Origin of the sequence: Actinomadura sp. 3N508, assembly GCF_044326375.1 — a bacterium.
In the GTDB taxonomy this organism is placed as follows: domain Bacteria; phylum Actinomycetota; class Actinomycetes; order Streptosporangiales; family Streptosporangiaceae; genus Spirillospora.
This window is the reverse complement of record NZ_JBIRAX010000001.1, coordinates 827,848-847,563: the sequence shown is the minus strand read 5'-3', so window position 1 is coordinate 847,563 and position 19,716 is coordinate 827,848. Positions and strand designations below refer to the sequence as shown.

The window sequence follows — 19,716 nt, the reverse complement described above, 5'->3', positions numbered from 1 at the left end:
TCGCGAGTGCGGTGATGAGGCCGAGTACGTACAGCATCGTCTGTCCTTTGGGATCGCAGTGTCTGAGCGTTCCCGCGCGGGGCGATCGGTGGGCCGGGGTCTCCGTCCTTCTCGGTCGCACCATCAGTTTGACTCCGTCTAACGTTCAGGTCTAGCGACTGTTTCTGGAGGGATTGTGTAAGAATCTCTTCACTATGCTGGATCTCGGTAGGTTGCGCGTGCTTCGGGAGCTCAAGCTGCGCGGGACGCTCGGAGCGGTGGCCGACGCGCTCGGCTACACGCCATCCGCCGTGTCGCAGCAGCTCGCCCAGTTGCAGCGAGACGTCGGCGTCCCGGTGGTCGAGCGGGCTGGGCGGCGGCTGCGGCTGACCCAGGCGGGCGAGGTGCTCGCCGAGCACGCGGACGTGCTGCTGGCGGAGGCGAAGCGCGCGGAGGAGGCGGCGCTCGCGGCGAGCGGGCGGGTCGCGGGGGTCGTCCGGCTGGTCGGGTTCCAGACGGCATTGCTGCACGTCCTGGCGCCCGCGCTGCCCCGGCTGGCGGACGCGTATCCGGAGCTTGTGGTCGACGTCCTGGACGAGGAGTTCCACCGCGTCCTCCAGGCCCTGGTGCTTCAGGAGATCGACGTGGTGCTGACCGACGAGTACTCCCACCTGCCGCGCCCACGGCGTCCCGAGCTGGCGGCGGAGGTGCTCATCACCGAGGTCATGCGGGTCGGGCTGCCGGAGGACCACCCGCTCGCGCAGGACGGCGGCCCGGTGCGGATGGTCGACCTCGCCGGCTGCCGGTGGGCGACGGGCCATGTCGGCACCAACCACGGCGACCTGCTCGAACGGACCTGCGTCGAGTTCGGCGGCTTCCGGCCGGACGTCCGGTACCGCTCCAACGACCTCATGGTCATCTTCTCGATGGTCGCGCAGGGCGGCGCCGTCTGCCTCGTCCCCGACCTGGCGCTCGCCGAGCAGGAGGAGGGCATCGTCGTCCGGGACGTGGCCGAGGCCCGCGTCGACCGCCGCATGGTCCTGTGGACGCGGGTCGGCGCGGACGTCCGGCCGTCGGTCAGCGCCGTCCTGGAGGAGCTTCGCCGTTCGGCGGACGAGCTGGTCGAGCGCCGCCCCAGCTGCATCCGGGGCGTGCGCTGATCACGTCCCGACGAGCGGCAGGCGCCTCCCGAAATCGCCGATGCCGTCCGTGCGCCGAGACGCCTCCAGCCGTTCGGCGGGCACCTCGCCATAGAGCGTGGTGCGCTGTTTGGCGGGACGGCCCGCGCTCGCCGCAATCGCCTCCAATTCGCTGATGGGCTTGAAGGACCCGTTCTCCGACCCCGCCATACGGCTGATGGTCTCTTCCATCAGCGTCCCGCCCAGGTCGTTGACCCCTCCTCGCAGGACGCGCGTGCACAGTTCGTCGCCCAGCTTCACCCACGACGTCTGGATGTTCGAGATCGAGCCGTGCAGCAGTATGCGCGCCAATGCGTGGACGGCCACGTTCTCCCGGACCGTCGGCCCCGGACGCGCCAGCCCCGCCAGATAGATGGGCGAGTTGTGGTGGACGAACGGCAGCAGCACGAATTCGCTGAACCCGCCCGTCCGGTCCTGGATCGAGCGGAGCAGCTTGATGTGCGCCACCCAGTGCGACGGGGTGTCGACGTGCCCGTACATCATCGTGGACGTCGTCGGAATGCCGATCTCGTGCGCGGTGGTGACGACCTCGATCCACTGGTCGGAGGGCAGTTTCCCCTTGGTCAGCACCCACCGGACGTCGTCGTCCAGGATCTCGGCGGCCGTCCCGGGAAGCGAGTCGACACCGGCCTCCCGCGCCGCCTCCAGCCATTCCCGGATCGACAGATCGGTGCGGGACGCGCCGTTCACGACCTCCATCGGGCTGTAGGAATGCAGATGGATGCCGGGGGCCCGGCGCTTCACCTCGCGGGCGAGGTCGAAATAGGCGGTGCCCGGCAGGTCGGGATGGATTCCGCCCTGCATGCAGACTTCGGTGGCGCCCGCGCTCCATGCCTCGTCCACTCGGTCGCCGACCTGGCTCAGGGAAAGCGTGTAGGCGTCGGCGTCCGTGCGGCGCTGCGCGAACGCGCAGAATCGGCAGCCGGTGTAGCAGACGTTCGTGAAATTGATGTTCCGGGTGACGACATAGGTGACGTCATCGCCGACCGCGTCCCGCCGCAGGTCGTCGGCGAGCCTGGCAAGCGCGTCCAGCTCCGCGCCGTCAGCGTGCAGCAGAGCCAGCGCCTCATCGTCCGACAGCCCCGCGGGGTTCTGCTCGGCCCGCGCAAGAGCAGCCTTGACATCCGCATCGAAACGCTGTGGCGCGGACATGCGGTCGCGTAGCGCGTCCCAGTCGCCGTACACCTCGTCGAAGTCGTCGCGCCGGTCGCTGCTACGCCCGGCCGTATCGATCTCGGTGTGCAACTCGGTCCGCCCAGAGGCCACGAAGCCGCCATCGGGCTCCTGCCAGGGACGTCCCTCAAGAACGGCGTCCTCCAGCGCAAGACCGGTCGCCGGGTCGGCGAGCGCGGCGACATGCCCCGCCAGCCGCGGATCGAGCCACGGCTCGCCGCGCCGCACGTACTCGGGATAGATCGTCAGCCGCTCGCGCAGCTCGAACCCCGCGTCGGCGGTCCGCGCCGCCAGCTCGTCGATCTGCGGCCACGGCCGCTCCGGGTTCACATGGTCGGGCGTCAGCGGGGACACGCCGCCCCAGTCATCGATGCCGGCCCGCAGCATCAGCGCGAACTGGTCCGCTACGAGATTCGGCGGCGCCTGCACCCGCGCCTTCGGCCCGAGGACGAGCCGCGTCACCGCGATCGTCGCGGCCAGCTCCGCCAGCTCGGCGTCCGGGGTGTCGCGCATCTTCGTGTCGGGCTTGGCGCGGAAGTTCTGCACGATCACCTCCTGGATCGCGCCGTACTCCCGCATCGTCCGCCGGATCTCGAAGATTGCGTCCGCGCGCTCCTCGGCCGTCTCGCCGATCCCGATCAGGATGCCCGTCGTGAACGGCACGTTGGTGCGGCCCGCGTCCTCCAGGACCCGCAGCCGGACGGCCGGGTCCTTGTCCGGCGACCCGAAATGCGGCCCGCCGCGCTCGCTGAACAGCCGCGTCGCCGTCGTCTCCAGCATCATCCCCATGGACGGCGCGACCGGCTTCAGCCGCTGGAAGTCACGCCAGGTCAGCACGCCCGGATTCAGGTGCGGCAGCAGCCCCGTCTCCTCCAGCACCCGGATCGCCATCGCCCGGACGTAGGAGAGCGTGTCGTCGTAGCCGTGCGCGTCCAGCCACTCGCGGGCCTGCTTCCACCGGTCCTCGGGACGGTCGCCGAGCGTGAACAGGGCCTCCTTGCAGCCCATTTCCGCGCCCCGCCGCGCGATCTCCAGCACCTCGTCCGGGCTCAGGTAGGGCGCGTCCAGCCTGTGCGGGACGGTCGCGAACGTGCAGTACCCGCAGCGGTCCCGGCACAGGCGGGTCAGCGGGATGAAGACCTTGCGGCTGTAGGTGATGACGCCCGGACGCCCGGCGGCGTCCAGACCGGCGTCCCGGGTGCGGGCCGCGTGCGCGAGCAGTTCGTCGAGCGCCGCCCCGCGGGCGCCCAGCAGTGTCGTGGCCTCGGATCGGTCCAGGGTCTTGCCGTCACGCGCGCGGGCCAGCGCCCGGCGAAGCGCGGAGCTCATGGCGTCCATGCGGGCACTCTATGCCAACCGTCATATTGGCCATCGGCCCGGACCATCGAACACCTGACTCAGCCCGGACCACCCGCCGCCTATTCCCCACTCAGCGGATCTCGATGAAATCGTCCGGGCTCCGCGGCGGCCGCTCACGCGGCGGAGCGGCCGGATGTCCGACCCCTACCGCACCCATCGGGTCCCAATCGTCCGGCAGGCCCAGCGATGCGCGGACGACGTCGCGGCAGAACATCGTGCTCGACACCCAGCACGAGCCGAGCCCTTCCACCGCCAGCGCGACCAGCAGGTTCTCCACGCCCGCACCGGCCGCGACGACGAACATCTCGCGCTCGGCCCGCGACCGGCGCTCGTCCGGATAGTCGTGCGAACCGTCCATGACCAGGCACGGCACGACCAGGTACGGGGCACGCCGCAGCACCTCGCCGCGCCGCAGCCGCTTGGTGATCGACTCCTCGGAGAAGCCGTCGCGGCGCAGGTCGGCCTCCCAGGCGTCGCGCATCGCGTCCAGGAGCCGCGTCCGTGACTCCATCGACTCCAGCAGGACGAACCGCCACGGCGTCGTGTGGTGCGGCGCCGGAGCGGTGATCGCGGCGGCGACCGCGCGCCGCACCGCCGCCGGGTCGACGGGCGCACCCGTGAACTCGCGAATGGTCCGCCGCGCCCCGAGCACCTCCGACGGCCCCCACCGGAACATGTCCTCCCCGGCCGGGCGTACCAGTGCCCGCGCGCCCGGCCCGTCCTCCCGCGTCACCAGCCCCGCCAGCCCGCGCACGACCGCGACCGGCACCCCGTCGAGCTTCCCCTTCACCAGCTCCGCCGCGGCCGCGATCTCGTCGGCGACCGCGGTGATCGTGGCTTCGAGCCGGTTCCCGTGCGCGTCGTCCTGGCCGCGCAGGTCGTGCAGCGGCTCCAGGCCCGCGATGCCGATCGCCGCGTCCGTCAGCCCGTTCCGCCAGGGCCGCCCGAGCGTGTCGGACACGATCACGGCGACGTCCACCCCGGCCTTCTCCCGCACGCCCGCGCGGATACGGCGTGCAGAAGCGTCCGGGTCTTCGGGCAGCAGCAGCACGGTCCCCGCCGCCGTGTTGGACGAGTCCACCCCGGCCGCCGCCAGCACGAGCCCCTGCCGCGTCTCCACGATCCGCGTCTCGCCCCGCGCATGGGAACGCCGCGCCACGACCCGCACGGTCTCGGCGTCGATGGCCTTCTCCCGGTCGTCCGCGACCAGGACCCGCCCCTCCGCCTTGCTGACGATCTTGGACGTCACGACGAGCACGTCACCATCTGCCAGCGTCCCATCCGGGAGCAGCGCCGCGATGTCGTCACCGGCCGCGACCTCCGGCAGCCCACCGACTCCGAAGATCTCCAGCCTCATCCGGCCTCCTCCGCCCGCTTCAGCTCCATGGCGAGATCGACGGCGGCCTGCCCGATCGCCGCCGTGGCGTCCGGGTCGCTCATCAGCAGCGGCCGCGACCGGACCTCGATGCCCTCCACCCGCACGTCCGCGTCGGCCTCGTCGACGAGCCAGCCGTCCAGCAGCCCGAGCCCGTACAGCTCGGCGACCGCGCGGGCCGACGTCTCCACGCCGATCGCGGTCAGGCAGGCGTCCGCCATCCCGCGCACGGGCGCGCCCCCGATGATCGGCGAGACCCCGACGACGGTCTTGGCCGCGATCGCGTCCCGGATCCCGGGCACGGCCAGGATCGTCCCGATGCTCACCACCGGATTGGACGGCGGAAGCAGCACGAAATCAGCGGCCCCGATCGCCTCCAAAACCCCCGGCGCGGGCTTGGACTCCTCCGCCCCCACCGCCGCGATCGACAGCGCCGGGACCGACGCCCGCAGCCGCACCCACCATTCCTGGAAATGGATCGCGCGCCGCCCGCGCTCGTCCTCGATCACCACGTGCGTCTCGACCTGGTCGTCGGTCATCGGGATCAGCCGCACGCCCGGCTTCCACCGGTCGCACAATGCCTCGGTCACCGCCGACAGCTTGTATCCGGCGGCGAGCATCTGCGTCCGGACGATGTGCGTCGCGAAATCGCGGTCGCCCAGCCCGAACCAGCCCGGCCCGACCCCGTACGCGCCGAGCTCCTCCTTGACGGTGAACGTCTCGCCGGCCCGTCCCCAGCCCTGCTCCTCGTTGATGCCGCCGCCGAGCGTGTACATCACGGTGTCCAGATCGGGGCAGACCCGCAGCCCGAACAGGGAGATGTCGTCCCCGGTGTTCCCGATCACGGTGATCTCGGCCGCGGGCACCGCCCCCCGGAGCCCACGCAGAAACCGGGCCCCCCCGATCCCGCCCGCCAATGCCACGATCTTCATAGGAAGAACTGTATTAGCCCAGGGGGACATCCCTCTTGGCCAGGACCTCAGCCGGGATTACGGGTCGTGCGGCCGGAGGGCGCCCAGCGCCCGGAGGTCGCACGACCCGACGGTCGGCGGGCCGTTTCACGAGACGCGCCAGCGGCTCGGGAAACGGTTCGCCGACCGCGACGGGGGTTCCAGGGGGTCGCCCCCCGGGGGGATAAGGTGTGCAAAGCTTTGCCGTGTAATCGGATTGCCTCGGTCTGGGAGAATTCACCGTGAACAAGGAAGCCGTCCAGCGCCTGCGCGAACCGGCCGCCTGGGGTCTGCTCGCCGCGGCGGGTTTGCAATTGCTGGCGGGGATCATCCTGCTTCTCGGCGACGACGGCCCCTTCACGCTCAGCGCGCTGATCGAGACCCGCGACGGGGTGTTCCTCCAGTTCGGGACGGTCGGCCTGCTCGTCCTGGCGGTCCTGCTGGTGACGTGGGGCGAGACGCCCACGCCGCAGGCCCGGACGATCGTCATGGGCGCGCTCGGCGTTCTCGGCGGTATCGCGCTGTTCGGCGTCATCTGCTGGCTCGCCGGAATGCTCGCCGACTCCGACACCACGAGAGCACTCACGAAATTGTCGGTGTTCCTGGTGGGCGCCGGGAAGATCGCGGTCGTGGCCGTCGGCGGATGGTACGTCTACACGGTGTTCCAGGGTCTGCAGCCGGCGCGCCCGCAGACGCCCATGCAGCCGGGCTACGGCGAATTCGGATACCAGCAGGGCCAGCCCGGCCAGCCCGGCCAGCCCGGCCAGGCCGTGCCGCCGGGGCAGCAGCAGGGCTACGGCCAGCAGGCGTACGGCCAGCAGCAGTACCAGCAGTATCAGCAGTACGGCCAGCAGCAGCCGGGCGCGGAAGGCCAGCAGGCGCCGCAGCAGGGCTACGAGCAGCAGCAGTACGAGCAGCAGCAGTACGAGCAGCAGCAGCAGTACGGCCAGGAGCAGCAGTACGGCCAGCAACAGCAGTACGGGCAGCAGCAGTACGACCAGCAGGCGTACGGCCAGGGCCAGCAGCAGGACTACCAGCAGCAGCAGTACGGCTACCAGCAGGGTCAGCAGCCCACCGAGCAGGAAGAGATGGGCGAGTGGACCCGCGCGTACGGCGGCAGCGGCGGCGGTCAGGAGCAGGGGCCGCAGGGCACGCAGCCCGCACCGCCCCAGCCGGGCGCCGGCGAGCAGGACGGCGGCGACTGGTACCGGGACAACCGTCCCCCGCCGCCCCAGTGATCCTGTCCCGGATTTTGTGATCAAGCCGTCCCGGCCCATCCCGGCATAACCCGCTTTGTCGCCCCGGAAAGCTCTATCGGCTTGACGGGGACGGCGCTACACGCGTGTAATTTCGTCGGTGTAGTTTCAACGTCTTCTCGGGGGAAGTACCGAAGGGAAGGCGTTGACCAGGGGGTTCCACGGGCAGGGAGGTGCGCTGTGAGCGAGGTGGTCATCCCGCTGGCGCACGGCACAGACGGCGAAGAGATGGGCTGGCAGGAGCGCGCCCTGTGCGCGCAGACGGACCCGGAGGCGTTCTTTCCGGAGAAGGGCGGCTCCACTCGCGAGGCCAAGAAGGTGTGCCGGGCGTGCGAGGTGCGTACGGAGTGCTTGGAGTACGCGCTGCAGCACGATGAACGTTTCGGCATCTGGGGAGGGCTCTCCGAGCGGGAACGTCGCAAGCTGAAGCGCCAGGCCGTCTGACGCCGTCGCCGGGCAGCGGCGGGAAGGGAATCGGCGGAAATCGGTGGGGAGGGGCCGGGTAGGGGAGACCCGGTCACGACCCCGCGGATCTGCGAGATACGAGGCGTGTCCCATGCGGCCGCGCGTACAGTTATCAGCCGTGTCGGCCCCAGGGCCGGCACGGCTTGCTGATGAATCAGAGCTGAACCTGTCGTCCCACAGATCGAGCGATCCTTGCCCCCCAATGAACACTTTTCCTCCTCGGTTGGCACGGACCGGTCGCCCCCCTGCGGACAGGCCGGATGAAAAATGTTCACTCTCGATCGCCACATCGTCACGGCCGTCCTCGTCGCGCACGACGGTGCGCGGTGGCTTCCGGAGACGCTCAAGGCGCTGCTGACGCAGTCGCGTCCCGCGCAGCGCGTCGTGACCGTGGACACCGGAAGCCGCGACCGCGGGCCGGCCGTCCTCGCCGAGGTCGTCGGCGCGGAGAAGATACTCACGCTGCCCCGCACCACCGGGTACGGGGAGGCCGTCGCGGAGGCGCTCCAGCAGGACGCCGCGTCCGCGCCCGTCCCCGACGACGATCCGGGCGCCGCCGGCCAGCCCCGCACCGAGTGGATCTGGCTGCTGCACGACGACTCCACGCCCGCCCACGACGCGCTCGCCCAGCTGCTGCGGACCGCGGACACAGACCCGAGCATCGCGGTCCTCGGCCCGAAGGTCCGCGACTGGGACGACCGGCGCGTCCTGCGGGAGGTCGGTGTCACCGCCGACGCCGCCGGGCGCCGCGAGACGGGCCTGGACCGGCACGAGTTCGACCAGGGGCAGCACGACGGCGTCCGGGACGTGCTGTCGGTCGGCAGCGCCGGGATGCTGGTCCGCCGCGACGTGTGGGACGGGCTCGGCGGCTTCGACGCCGACTACGGGATCTTCTGCGACGACCTCGACTTCTGCTGGCGGGTGCACGCCGCCGGCCACCGGGTCGTGACCGCGACGGACGCGGTCGTGTACCACGCGGAGGCGTCCCGGCGCGGGCTCCGCGAGATCGGCATGACCGCCGAGCATCCGGCCCGCCGCGACCGCCGCAACGCCGTCCATACGCTGCTCGCCAACCTGCCGCTCGGCGCGATGCTGCGGTCGCTGCTGCGCAACGTGTGGGCGTCCCTCGCGCACGCGCTGTTCCTGGCGGCCACCAAGCAGCCGGTCGCGGCCCGGGAGGAGCTCCGGGCGATCGGCGACGTCCTGCGCGACCCGGGCCGGATCCGGGCGGCGCGGGCGGCCCGCGCGGACGGCCGCAAACGCGTGTACCGCACCGTCCGGCGCTTCCAGCCCAGATGGGTCGTGATGCGCCGGACGTTCGAGGCGATCTCCGAGTACCTCGCCGCCCACGAACGGGAACGCGAACGCGAGAACCGCGAGGAGGAGGAGACCCCGTCCGACGCGGAGCCGGGCCCGATCCGCCGCCTCCTCGCCCGGCCCGGCGTCATGATCGTCCTGGCGCTGGCGGCGGTGACGGTCGCCGCGGAACGTTCCCTGCTCACCGCCGGCGGACGGCTCGGCGGCGGCGCGCTCGTCCCCGCGTGGGGCGGCGCGAGCGACCTGTGGGCGCAGTACCTGTCCGGCTGGCATCCGGTCGGGCTCGGCAGCGACGCGGGCAGCCCGCCGTATGTCGGGGTCCTCGCCGTCCTGTCGACGGTGACGCTCGGCAAGCCGTGGCTGGCGGTGTCGATCCTGCTGCTCGGCAGCGTGCCGCTCGCGGGCCTCACCGCCTACCGCGCGTCCCGGCTGCTGGTGACGGACGCGCCGATGCCCGAGCCATCCCGGAAACCGCGGAAGGGACGCCGCGCGCCCGCGAAGGTCCGCCGCGTCCCGGCCACCGCCGTCCGGGCCTGGTTCGCCGCCGGGTACGCGCTGCTGCCCGCCGCGACCGGCGCCATCGCGGGCGGGCGGCTCGGTACCGCCGTCGTTCTCGTGCTGCTCCCGCTGATCGCCGTGAACATCGCCCGCGTGTACGGGCTGCCGCGCTCGGAGGCCGCCGCGCTCGACGTCCGGACGCGGCGCAAGCGCGCGGGCCGGGCGGCCTGGGCGGCGGCGCTGCTGCTCGCCGTCGCGATGGCGTTCGTCCCGCTCACCTGGCTGATCGCCGTGATCGCCGCCGCGACCGGGTGGGCGCTGTTCGACCGGCCCCGGGGGCGGGCGCGCCGCAACGTCGCGATCGCGCTCGGCGTGCCGCCGCTGCTGATGCTCCCGTGGACGGCCGGCCTGCTGCTGAACCCGTCGCGCTTCCTCGTCGAGGCGGGCCTGCACCGCCGGTTCGAGCCCGCCACCGCGGCCGAACTGCTCGCGCTCGTCCCGGGCGGGCCCGGCACGCCCGAGCCGTGGGCGCTCGCCGGGCTCCTCGCCCTGGCCGTGTGCGCGCTGCCGCTGCGCGGCCGCCGCTACGCCGTGCTGGCGGGCTGGCTGCTCGGCGTCTTCGGGCTGCTCGTCGCGATCCTGATCAGCGCCGCGACCGTCGCCAAGGGCGCGGACGAGGCACCCGGCTGGCCCGGCGTCGCGCTGATCTTCGCGGGCGGCGGGGTGCTGCTCGCTGCGACGGCGGCCGTCCAGCGCGGGACGGAGGTGCTGGCGAGCGACCGGCTGATCGCGAAGGCGGGCGGCGCGGTCGTCGTGCTCGCCGCGCTCTCCGCGCCCCTGCTGGCCGCCGGGTTCTGGGTGGCGGGCGGCGCGGGCGGGCCGCTGGGGAAGATCGACCCGGACGCCGTTCCCGCGTTCGTCCACGGGGGTGGGGTGAGGACACTCGTCCTGCACAAGGAGCCGAGCGGACGCGTTTCCTACACCCTGCTCAGGGACGCCCGTCCACGGATCGGCGAATCCGAAGTCGCGGACGACAGCGAAGCCCACGACCGCCTGGACGACCTAGTAGCCGGACTGGCAGCCGGACGCGAAGGCGACGACGGGTCCGCACTGACCCGTATGGGCGTCCAGTACATCCTTGTGCCGCACCCCAAGAAGGACCCCGTCACGGGCGTCCTCGACGCGGCTCCCGAACTGACGCGCCTCAGCCGCACGGAAACGTTCGCGGTGTGGCGCCTCCAATCGCCGTCCGCCCGCATGATGCTTCTGGACGGACCCACCGTCACCCCCCTCCCCGCCGGACGGATCGACGCCCGCATGCAGATCCCGCCCGGAAACGGCACCCGCACCCTCCTCCTTGCCGAACCGGCCGACGGTGGCTGGGACGCCACCCTGAACGGCAAGGAACTCAAGGAACGTGAAGTGGACGGCTGGGCGCAGGGCTACGTCATTCCCGCCGCCGGAGGCGAGTTCGAGCTGACCAGGTCCATGACGATGCGGCACACCTGGCTCGTCGTCCAGGGCGTCGCCGTGCTGCTCGTCGCCGTCCTCGCCCTGCCCGGCGCGCAGGCGGACACCCTCATGTTCACCAGCGAGCGCGAACGGCGCCGGGGACGGCGCGGCGGAGGCGGTGGACGGCGCGGCGGGCGGCGCGGGCGCGGCCGCGGGAACCACGTCCGCGTCGAGCACGAGCCGCCGTCCTCCGCGGAGGAGCCGAAGCCGGAGGAGGTCTCGTGAACCCGCGGAAGCTCCTGGGCACGCTGAACCCGCGCAGGCTCGCGGACGCGCGCAAGCTCGTCAGCACGGACGAGCTCATGGACAGGGACCGGCTGCTGCGCGTCATCGGCATGCGGTACGCGACCGCCGCGCTCATGCTCGTCGGCGTCGCCGCGCTGTACGGGGCCGCGACCTTCTCCCGTCCTGGGGACGCCTCGGCGAACGGCCACGACGCCCCGGTCACGTCCGCGGTGCTGGTCTGCCCCGGCCACGAGGGCGGGCGGCTCGCCGTCCAGTCCCTCCCCGCTCCTGGGAGGGGCGGCCGCGTGGACATGGCGCCGACGAAGGGCGGCGCCGCGATCGGTTCCATGACGGCGCCGGGGCAGGGCTGGGAGAAGGACACCAAGTCCGGCGACGACTCCTACACCCTCCGCGCGACCGGCGCCATGGCGGCCGGGCTGGCGGCCGAGCAGACCACCTACGAGGACGAGGGCGACGACCGCGGTCTCGCGGGCGCCCGCTGCGCCGCGCCCACCACCGACCAGTGGTTCATCGGCCCCGGCCCGGTCGCCGCCGACGAGATCGACCTCTACCTCACCAACGTCGACTCCCAGCCCGCGTCCGTGGACCTCACCGCCCTGTCCGGCGAGGGCCCGCTCGACACGACCGACGGCCGCGGCACCCGCGTCGACCCCTACACCACCCGGGTCGTGAAGCTCGGCGGCTCGGCGGAGGGGCTCGGCGACATCGTGAAGCCGGCCGCCGACCTCGCGCTGCGCGTCCGGACCAACGGCGGGCGGGTCGCCGCGTCCGTGCGCGTCCGCGCCGGGGAGGAGAAGGGCATCGAGTGGCTGCCGAGCGCGCCCGCGCCCGCGTCGTCGCTCGTCGTGCCCGGCGTGCCGGGCGGGTCCGGGAAGCGCCGGCTGCTGGTCTCCGTGCCCGGCGAGGCGGACGCCCGGATCAGGATGCAGGTGATCACGAAGGACGGCGCGTTCGCCCCGCAGGGCCAGGACGTCCTCGACGCGCCCGCCAAGACCGTCACGTCCCTGGCCATCGACGGCGCTCTGGTGGCCAAGGCCGGGGCCGTCCGGCTCGTCGCGGACCGCCCGATCGTCGCGGGCTTCGCCGCCGAGCGCGGCGCGGACATCGCCTACGGGGCGGCCACGCCGCCGCTGAGCGCATCGGGGCCCGGCATCGTGGCCGGCAACCGGTTCGACTCCTCGCTCGTCCTGACGGCCCCGTCCGGCGCGGCGACCGTCGAGGTCACGACCATGAACGCCACGGGCAGGAGCGCCCCGCAGGAGGTCAGGATCCCGGCGGGACGCAGCGTCGAGACCGCGCTCGCCGTCCCGAACGGGGGCGCGAAGGACGACACCGCCTACGGCGTCGTGATCATCCCGAAGCCGGGTTCAGGGCCCGTCCACGCGTCGCGGACGCTCGCCAGGGGCAAGGACGACGACTACCTGTTCACCGTCCTGCCGATCATGCCCGCCGCGACGATCGTCCACCTGCCCGACACCGCCGGCTCCCAGGGCGCGCTGATCCCGGGCTAGGGCTAGTCGTCCGGGGAGTCGTAGCTCGGGTCGACGGACTCGGGGGACAGGCCGAGGAGATCGGCGACCTCCTCGACCAGCAGATCGCGGATCAGGCGGGCCTGCTCGGCCTCGCCCTTCGCCCGCGCCTCCACCGGACGCCGATACACGGTGATCCGGACCGGACGCTTGCCCTCCCCCGGAATCGTCCGGCCGAGCGGGACCGGGCCGTCGAACCACGGCTCGACGCTCGGCACCTCCTCGACCGTGAACCGCACCCGGGCCAGCTCGCGGCCCCAGCGGCCGCCGAGCCGCCGCACCTCGTCGTCGACGAGGTCGTCGAACCGTTCCGCGCGGGTGCGTGAGACCGGAGCCTGCGGGGGCGTCAGAGGACCACGTACGCCACGGCCGTGCCGATCGCGGCGCCGTACGCCTGCCACACGGGATCGCACGCCACAAGCGTACCTCTCCACCTCCCCGAACACAGATGCGGAGGGCCGCACGGTATGGGTTCGCTCCCACACGGAATGTAGCCGTTGTCCCGTAAATCCACCGGTAACGGCGACACGTTCGGCCCGGTGGTGGCGGAGCCGGTGGGAGGGAGGTACGGTCAGCCATCGTGAGCCCCGTCCGCACCTGCTCTCGTACCGCCTGCAAGGCGCCCGCAGTGTTCACGCTCACGTACGTCTACCGCGATTCCACCGCGGTACTGGGTCCGCTCGCCACGTACGCCGAGCCGCACTGCTATGACCTGTGCGCGGAGCATTCGGAGCGGCTCACCGCCCCGATGGGCTGGGAACTGGTGCGGCTCCCCGTCGAGGAGGAGACCGAGCCGAGCGCCGACGACCTGGAGGCCCTCGCCGACGCCGTCCGCGAGGCCGCGCGGCCCGCCCCCGGCACCGGCCACGAGCCGGTCGGGCAGGGCACGGAGGTCGGCCGCCGCGGCCATCTGCGGGTGCTGCGCTCGGAACCCGCGGGAACCCAGCCCGGCCAGGAGTGACCGCCACCTTCGCCCGGGATCGCCGGCGACGTCGCGGCGGGTCGCGTCCGGGCTTCCCGGTAGGCTCGTGAACCCCGTTTCTTTGGGACCGGGCTCAGCGAACAGGGAGCAGGAGTGGGCGACCTCGCCAAGATCTTCAAGGCGTACGACATCCGCGGCGTCGTACCGGACGAACTCGACCCCGCCGTCGCGGAGGCGGCCGGTGCGGCGTTCGTGCGGGTGACGGGCGCGGACGCCGTCGTCACCGCCCACGACATGCGGGAGTCGTCCGTCCCGCTCGCGGAGGCGTTCGCGCGCGGCGCGACGTCCCAGGGCGCGGACGTGATCGAGGCGGGCCTCGGCTCCACCGACATGCTGTACTACGCCAGCGGCAGCCTCGACCTGCCCGGCGCGATGTTCACCGCGAGCCACAACCCCGCCCGGTACAACGGGCTGAAGCTGTGCCGCTCGGGTGCCCGCCCGGTCGGCCGCGACACCGGCCTCACCGAGATCCGCGACATGATCGCGGGCGGCGTCCCGGCCTACGACGGCGCGCCGGGGACGGTCTCGCGCCGCGACATCCTCAAGGGCTACGCCGACCATCTGAAGACGCTGGTCGACCTGTCGTCGATCCGCCCGCTCAAGGTCGTCGTGGACGCCGGCAACGGCATGGGCGGCCACACCGTCCCGTCCGTGTTCGAGGGCCTGCCGATCGACCTGGTGCCGCTGTACTTCGAGCTCGACGGCACCTTCCCCAACCACGAAGCCAACCCGATCGAGCCGGAGAACCTGCGCGACCTGCAGGCCAAGGTCCGCGAGACGGGCGCCGACATCGGGCTGGCCTTCGACGGCGACGCCGACCGCTGCTTCGTCGTGGACGAGCGCGGCGAGATCGTCGCCCCGTCCGCGATCACCGCGCTGGTCGCGACGCGAGAGCTGGCCAAGCACCCCGGCTCCTCGATCGTGCACAACCTGATCACGTCGAAGGCCGTCCCGGAGATCATCGCCGAGCACGGCGGGACGCCGGTCCGGACGCGGGTCGGGCACTCGTTCATCAAGCAGACGATGGCGGAGACGGGCGCGGTGTTCGGCGGCGAGCACTCGGCGCACTTCTACTTCCGCGACTTCTGGTTCGCCGACTCCGGCATGCTGGCCGCCCTGCACGTCCTCGCCGCGCTCGGGGAGCAGGACGGGCCGCTGTCGGAGCTGCTCGGCGAGTACACGCGCTACGTCGCGTCCGGCGAGATCAACAGCGAGGTCGCCGACCAGGACGCCGCCGCCGGCAACGTCCGCGCCGCCTTCGCCGGACGGCCCGGGATCGCGATCGACGAGCTCGACGGCCTCACCGTGCGCGACGACGCCGCCGGATGGTGGTTCAACCTGCGGCCGTCCAACACCGAGCCGCTGCTGCGCCTCAACGCGGAGGCTGCCGACGACGCGACCATGGCGGCGATCCGCGACGAAGTCCTCGCCCTGGTCCGGAAGAAGTGACCGGCCGCGAAGAAGCGACGGGCCGCGCGAGAAGTCACCGAGAGGGAGAAGTGACGCTGCCATGACAATGAAGCTCGACTCCTGGCTGCTGGAGATCCTCGCCTGCCCCAACTGCGGCGGCGACCTGCGCGCCGACGAGGAGGCCGGCGAGCTGGTGTGCACCGGTTCGTGCCGCTACGCCTACCCCGTCCGCGACGACATCCCCGTCCTGCTGGTCGACGAGGCCAGGACCCCCGCTCCGTGATCTCGGGTCTCGATCCGGCGCGGCTGGACGACGCGGCGAAGGCCGAGGAAGCCGATCCCGGGGGGATGCTCCGGCAGGTCGCCTCGTCGGCGGCACAGGTGCGGGAGGCGCAGCGCGCGGCGGCCGAGGCCGGCATCGCCCGGCTCGCCGAGGACGGCAGGCCCCGCGCGATCGTGATCGCCGGCATGGGCGGCTCGGGCATCTCCGGCGACGTCCTCGCCGCGGTGTGCGGTGTGGGCTGCGCGGTCCCGGTGACGACGGTGCGCGGCTACCGGCTGCCCGGCTGGGTCGGCGCCGCCGACCTCGTCATCGCGGTCTCCTGCTCTGGGACGACCGAAGAGACCCTTGAGGTCGCCGCAGAGGCGGCCCGCCGTGGATGCAGGCTGCTGTTCGTCGGCGGGCCGGATTCGCCGCTCGCGGAGTTGTCCGGCAGAAGCCGCGGCGTGTTCGTCCCAGTGCGTTCGGTGGGGCAGCCGCGTTCGACGCTGTGGGGTCTCACGATCCCGCTGGTGGTCGCGGCGCGCACGCTGGGGCTGGCGGACGTGCCCGAGATGGTCTTCGAGTCGACGGCCGCGCTGCTGGAGGACATCGCGCACCGGTGCCGCCCGTCCAGCGAACCGTTCCTCAACCCGGCCAAGCGGATGGCGCTCGAAATCGCGGGCGACGTGCCCCTCGTCTGGGGGTCGTCCCCGCTGGCGGCGACGGCGGCGTACCGGCTGTGCTGCCAGCTCAACGAGAACGCCAAGTACCCGGGCGTGTTCGGCGAGGTCCCGGAGGCGGGCCACAACCAGGTGATGGTGTTCGACGGCCACTTCGGGCGCGGCGGCGGCGTAGCTTCCTCTGGCTCCTCCGACCCCGACGACTTCTTCCGTGACCGGGCGGACGACCCCGAGCACGGCCTGCACCTCGTCCTGATGCGGGACGTGGAGGAGCATCCGCAGATCCGCAAGCGGTGCGACGCGTCCGTCCGGATCGCCCGCGACCGGGGCGTGGCGGTCACCGAGATCGGGGCCGAGGGCGAGCATCCGCTGGAGAGAATCGCGACTCTGATCGCGCTGGCTGACTATGTCACGGTTTACTTGGCTATCGCGCTGGGTGTGGATCCCACTCCGGTGCCTGCCATTCAAGAGCTAAAAGCGAGGATTGCTTAGAGATGAGTGCTGAGGGCGGAACCAAGGCCATCGTCGCCGCGTTGGCCGCCAACCTCGGGATCGCGGTCTCGAAGATGGTCGCGTTCGCGTTCACCGGTTCGTCGTCGATGCTCGCCGAGTCGATCCACTCGATGGCCGACTCGGGGAACCAGGGACTGCTGCTCCTCGGCGGCAAGCGCTCCAGGCGCGAGCGGACGCAGCAGCACCAGTTCGGCTACGGCCGCGAGCGCTACTTCTACGCGTTCGTCGTCGCGGTCGTGCTGTTCACCGTCGGCGCGGTCTTCTCGCTGTACGAGGGCTACCACAAGATCTCCCACCCGGAGGAGGTCAAGGCACCGGGCTGGGCGTTCGGGGTGCTGATCGTCGCGATCATCATGGAGATCTTCTCGTTCCGCACCGCGATCGTCGAGTCGAACCGGGTGCGCGGCGACCAGTCCTGGTGGTCGTTCATCCGCCGCGCCAAGGCGCCCGAGCTGCCCGTCGTCCTGCTGGAAGACCTCGCCGCCCTCGTCGGCCTGCTCCTCGCGCTGTTCGGCGTCTCGATGGCCGTGGCGACCGGCGACGGCGTGTGGGACGGCATCGGCACCGTGGCGATCGGCGTGCTGCTCGCCGTGGTCGCGACGATCCTGGCGATCGAGACCAAGAGCCTGCTGATCGGCGAGGGCGTCACGCCCGAGCACGAGCGGGCGATCGTCGAGGCGCTGGAGTCGGTCGAGCAGGTCGACCACCTCATCCACATGCGCACGGAGTACCTCGGCCCGGACGAGCTCCTCATCGCCGCCAAGATCGCCGTCAGCCACGACGACACGGCCGCGGACGTGGCCCGCGGCATCGACGCCGCCGAGGCCAAGATCCGGGAGCGGTTCCCGGAGGCGAAGCTGATCTACCTGGAGCCGGCACTGGACGAGCCCGCCGGCAAGACCGTCGCGGGCACGGCGTCCCCGACTCTGGAGAAGGACTGATCCGACGCCTCGGAGCCCCGCGTCGCGCTGACCGCGGTCGTGATCCCGACCGGTCATGATCCTGACTAGCCGGCCGCGCGGGGCCGGAGGAACATGGGACCCCTCGCCGGACGGCCGATGCCGTGCCGGCCGACCCCAGCCCAGGCTAGACCGGCGTGTGCCTCCGAAGAGGCGCGAACCACGGCCGTCCGGCGAGGTGCTTTCCCATGCCTCCCCGCCCGGACCCCTGAACACCGGGCGGTTCTGGTGTGACCGCGGCAGCCGCCCCGAACCCCCTACGCCGGAGCCGCCGCCGTCGCGGTCACGGTTAGAACACTACGTTCGCGGCGGTCTCCGGCACGTCCCCCTCAAGGAGGGAAAACGGGTGGTACTCCAGACGGAGCCCGGCCGCCCGCATACATCCGCGTGGTGAGGTGAGAGCACGCCTCAGCGGTCAGTATTGAGTCGTGAGCACCGATGACAAGGCCCGGACCGGACCCGGCCCCGCGGGGTTCGGCCCTGCCGTCGCGACGCACGCGTGGCGGCTGTCCGGCCGGATCGTGGCGGGGGTCGGGCAGCTGCTGCTGTGGATCCTCACGGGGATCGGCACCCTGCTGCGTCCGCTGGCGGTGCGCCTCGTCGCGCGGCTGAACGGCGGCGCCGGACGCCGGCCGGGTCCCGGGGGCATGCCCGTCGCGGACGGGGCGACCGCGCCGCTGCCCCGCTGGATCAACACCTGGCGCGAGGTCGTCGGCTCCTGGTACTTCGCGCCGCTGACCGGCGTGGCCCTCACCATCGCCGCGCTCGCCGAGCTGGCGCCGCGCGCCGACTCGCCGCTGAGCCTCGCGGGCGGGTTCGCGGTCGCGTCCACGCTCCCGCTCGGCTGGCGCCGGGAGAACCTGCGCCCGGTCGCGGCCATCGTGCTCGGCGCGGTCGCCGCGACCCTGCTCACCGGGGAGACCCTGCTGGTCACCACCGGTTTCGCGGCCCTGTACACGCTGTACGCGCTGGGCCGGCAGCTGCCCCGCCAGTCGACCGGCGTCCTCGCGGTCGGCAGCGTGGTCACGCTCGCGGTCGTCTACCTGGCCACCTCCACGCTGGACGACGTTCCCTGGCCCGCCGTGTTCATCGCGGTGCTGGCCGCCATCGGGCTCGGCGACGCGCGCCGCGTCGTGGAGTCCGCCAGCCAGACCGAGGCGGAGGCGGCCGAGCGCACCAACGAGACCCTGACCCGGCTCACCGTCGTCCAGCGGGAGCAGGCGGTGATGCGGGAGCGCGCCCGGATCGCCCGGGAGCTGCACGACGTCGTCGCGCACTCCGTCTCCATGATCGCGGTGCAGGCGGAGACGGCCCCGTACACGATGGAGAACCTGTCGCCCGAGGCGCGCGCCGGATACACCGAGATCGCCAAGACGGCGCGGGAGGCGCTGGTGGAGATGCGGCGGCTGCTCAGCGTGCTGCGCGCCGACGCGAAACCGGAACCGGACGCGGCCACCTCCCCGCAGCCGCGCCTGGACCGGCTGCCCGACCTCATCGAGCAGCATCGCGGCGCGGGCGGGCACGTCGACCTCGCCGTGCACGGCGACCCGCGCATGCTGTCGACGACGGTCGAGCTGTCGGCGTACCGGATCGTCCAGGAGGCGCTGACGAACGCGCGCCGCCACGCGCCGGGGGCTGGGGTCCGCGTCGATCTGACGTTCTTGCCGGACCGGCTGGCCGTGCGCGTCCATGACAGCGGGGCGTCCGGGCCTGGACCGTCCCAGACCAAAGTCCTGCACCGCGACGACCCCGCAGGCCCCACCTCAGTGGACGTCGGGCGCACCCGCCTGGAGACGCCGCAGCCGGATGCCTCCCAAGAGCAAGGTGGCCTAGACGGGTCGGGTGGCGGACATGGCCTCGTCGGGATGCGGGAACGTGCGACCATGCTGGGCGGGCGGTTCTCCGCCGGCCCGGCCGCACAGGGCGGGTTCCTGGTGGAGGCCGAGCTTCCGCTGACGAGGGAAGGGAATTCCACCCGTGGACACGGCTCCGAGGCGCCTCCCGGCGGCGCCTGACCCCGTCATCGCCGCCGTCGCCGCGCCCGCGGGGCGG

The 19,716-nt window shown here is 72.4% G+C and carries 15 protein-coding genes; 11 read left to right on the top strand and 4 right to left on the bottom strand.

Annotation, left to right across the window (positions count from 1 at the left end; all coding sequences use genetic code 11):
• Positions 1 to 218 precede the first annotated feature (218 nt).
• A complete protein-coding gene (locus ACH34S_RS03840) occupies positions 219 to 1,139 on the top strand; it encodes a LysR family transcriptional regulator (protein WP_395950961.1) in 921 nt (306 codons plus the stop codon).
• On the opposite strand, the gene ACH34S_RS03835 is transcribed toward ACH34S_RS03840, so the two are convergent.
• From ACH34S_RS03835 to cofD, 3 genes are all read right to left on the bottom strand, one after another.
• Positions 1,140 to 3,689, bottom strand: coding sequence for a bifunctional FO biosynthesis protein CofGH (locus ACH34S_RS03835; RefSeq protein ID WP_395950960.1), 2,550 nt, complete (start codon positions 3,687 to 3,689; stop codon positions 1,140 to 1,142).
• Positions 3,690 to 3,780: 91 nt separating this feature from the next.
• Entirely contained in the window at positions 3,781 to 5,067 is a 1,287-nt protein-coding gene (locus ACH34S_RS03830) for a coenzyme F420-0:L-glutamate ligase (protein ID WP_395950959.1), read from the bottom strand.
• On the bottom strand, positions 5,064 to 6,017 hold the full coding sequence (gene cofD / locus ACH34S_RS03825; protein WP_395950958.1) for a 2-phospho-L-lactate transferase: 954 nt from the start codon (positions 6,015 to 6,017) through the stop codon (positions 5,064 to 5,066). Before cofD ends, ACH34S_RS03830 begins: the two co-directional genes overlap by 4 nt.
• A gap of 260 nt (positions 6,018 to 6,277) precedes the next feature.
• Here cofD and ACH34S_RS03820 point away from each other — a divergent pair, with 260 nt between their 5' ends.
• The 4 genes from ACH34S_RS03820 to ACH34S_RS03805 all read left to right on the top strand — a co-directional run bounded on the left by ACH34S_RS03820 (position 6,278) and on the right by ACH34S_RS03805 (position 12,840).
• Positions 6,278 to 7,273 carry a hypothetical protein gene (locus tag ACH34S_RS03820; protein WP_395950957.1) on the top strand — a complete coding sequence of 332 codons (996 nt, stop codon included), beginning with the start codon at positions 6,278 to 6,280 and terminating at the stop codon, positions 7,271 to 7,273.
• Between the two features lie 246 nt (positions 7,274 to 7,519).
• The gene (locus ACH34S_RS03815) at positions 7,520 to 7,735 is read left to right on the top strand and encodes a WhiB family transcriptional regulator (protein ID WP_171064042.1); all 216 of its coding nucleotides are present in this window, start codon (positions 7,520 to 7,522) and stop codon (positions 7,733 to 7,735) included.
• A 288-nt stretch (positions 7,736 to 8,023) separates the two neighbouring features.
• Positions 8,024 to 11,308 carry a glycosyltransferase family 2 protein gene (locus ACH34S_RS03810; RefSeq protein ID WP_395950956.1) on the top strand — a complete coding sequence of 1,095 codons (3,285 nt, stop codon included), beginning with the start codon at positions 8,024 to 8,026 and terminating at the stop codon, positions 11,306 to 11,308.
• The gene (locus ACH34S_RS03805) at positions 11,305 to 12,840 is read left to right on the top strand and encodes a DUF5719 family protein (protein ID WP_395950955.1); all 1,536 of its coding nucleotides are present in this window, start codon (positions 11,305 to 11,307) and stop codon (positions 12,838 to 12,840) included. The genes ACH34S_RS03810 and ACH34S_RS03805 overlap by 4 nt, the downstream gene beginning before the upstream one ends.
• Before the next feature lie 2 nt (positions 12,841 to 12,842).
• Here ACH34S_RS03805 and ACH34S_RS03800 read toward each other — a convergent pair whose 3' ends face one another.
• Positions 12,843 to 13,271 (bottom strand): metallopeptidase family protein, encoded by a 429-nt coding sequence (locus tag ACH34S_RS03800; RefSeq protein ID WP_395950954.1) that lies wholly within the window; start codon positions 13,269 to 13,271, stop codon positions 12,843 to 12,845.
• A gap of 167 nt (positions 13,272 to 13,438) precedes the next feature.
• On the opposite strand from ACH34S_RS03800, the gene ACH34S_RS03795 reads away from it, so the two are divergent.
• The 6 genes from ACH34S_RS03795 to ACH34S_RS03770 all read left to right on the top strand — a co-directional run bounded on the left by ACH34S_RS03795 (position 13,439) and on the right by ACH34S_RS03770 (position 19,679).
• The gene (locus tag ACH34S_RS03795) at positions 13,439 to 13,819 is read left to right on the top strand and encodes a DUF3499 domain-containing protein (protein ID WP_132173385.1); all 381 of its coding nucleotides are present in this window, start codon (positions 13,439 to 13,441) and stop codon (positions 13,817 to 13,819) included.
• Between the two features lie 114 nt (positions 13,820 to 13,933).
• Positions 13,934 to 15,289, top strand: coding sequence for a phosphomannomutase/phosphoglucomutase (locus tag ACH34S_RS03790; protein ID WP_395950953.1), 1,356 nt, complete (start codon positions 13,934 to 13,936; stop codon positions 15,287 to 15,289).
• Between the two features lie 61 nt (positions 15,290 to 15,350).
• Positions 15,351 to 15,533, top strand: coding sequence for a Trm112 family protein (locus ACH34S_RS03785; RefSeq protein ID WP_395950952.1), 183 nt, complete (start codon positions 15,351 to 15,353; stop codon positions 15,531 to 15,533).
• A complete protein-coding gene (locus ACH34S_RS03780) occupies positions 15,530 to 16,684 on the top strand; it encodes an SIS domain-containing protein (RefSeq protein ID WP_395950951.1) in 1,155 nt (384 codons plus the stop codon). The genes ACH34S_RS03785 and ACH34S_RS03780 overlap by 4 nt, the downstream gene beginning before the upstream one ends.
• Before the next feature lie 2 nt (positions 16,685 to 16,686).
• Positions 16,687 to 17,646 carry a cation diffusion facilitator family transporter gene (locus tag ACH34S_RS03775; protein ID WP_395950950.1) on the top strand — a complete coding sequence of 320 codons (960 nt, stop codon included), beginning with the start codon at positions 16,687 to 16,689 and terminating at the stop codon, positions 17,644 to 17,646.
• Between the two features lie 446 nt (positions 17,647 to 18,092).
• The gene (locus ACH34S_RS03770; protein WP_395950949.1) at positions 18,093 to 19,679 is read left to right on the top strand and encodes a sensor histidine kinase; all 1,587 of its coding nucleotides are present in this window, start codon (positions 18,093 to 18,095) and stop codon (positions 19,677 to 19,679) included.
• Positions 19,680 to 19,716 lie beyond the last annotated feature (37 nt).

Bases quoted from the DNA above. Each gene is read 5' to 3' on its own strand.
- ACH34S_RS03775 (WP_395950950.1), top strand. From the start codon at position 16,687: ATGAGTGCTGAGGGCGGAACCAAGGCCATCGTCGCCGCGTTGGCCGCC.
- ACH34S_RS03835 (WP_395950960.1), bottom strand. From the start codon at position 3,689: ATGGACGCCATGAGCTCCGCGCTTCGCCGGGCGCTGGCCCGCGCGCGT.
- ACH34S_RS03785 (WP_395950952.1), top strand. From the start codon at position 15,351: ATGACAATGAAGCTCGACTCCTGGCTGCTGGAGATCCTCGCCTGCCCC.
- ACH34S_RS03830 (WP_395950959.1), bottom strand. From the start codon at position 5,067: ATGAGGCTGGAGATCTTCGGAGTCGGTGGGCTGCCGGAGGTCGCGGCC.
- ACH34S_RS03815 (WP_171064042.1), top strand. From the start codon at position 7,520: ATGGGCTGGCAGGAGCGCGCCCTGTGCGCGCAGACGGACCCGGAGGCG.
- ACH34S_RS03810 (WP_395950956.1), top strand. From the start codon at position 8,024: ATGTTCACTCTCGATCGCCACATCGTCACGGCCGTCCTCGTCGCGCAC.
- cofD (WP_395950958.1), bottom strand. From the start codon at position 6,017: ATGAAGATCGTGGCATTGGCGGGCGGGATCGGGGGGGCCCGGTTTCTG.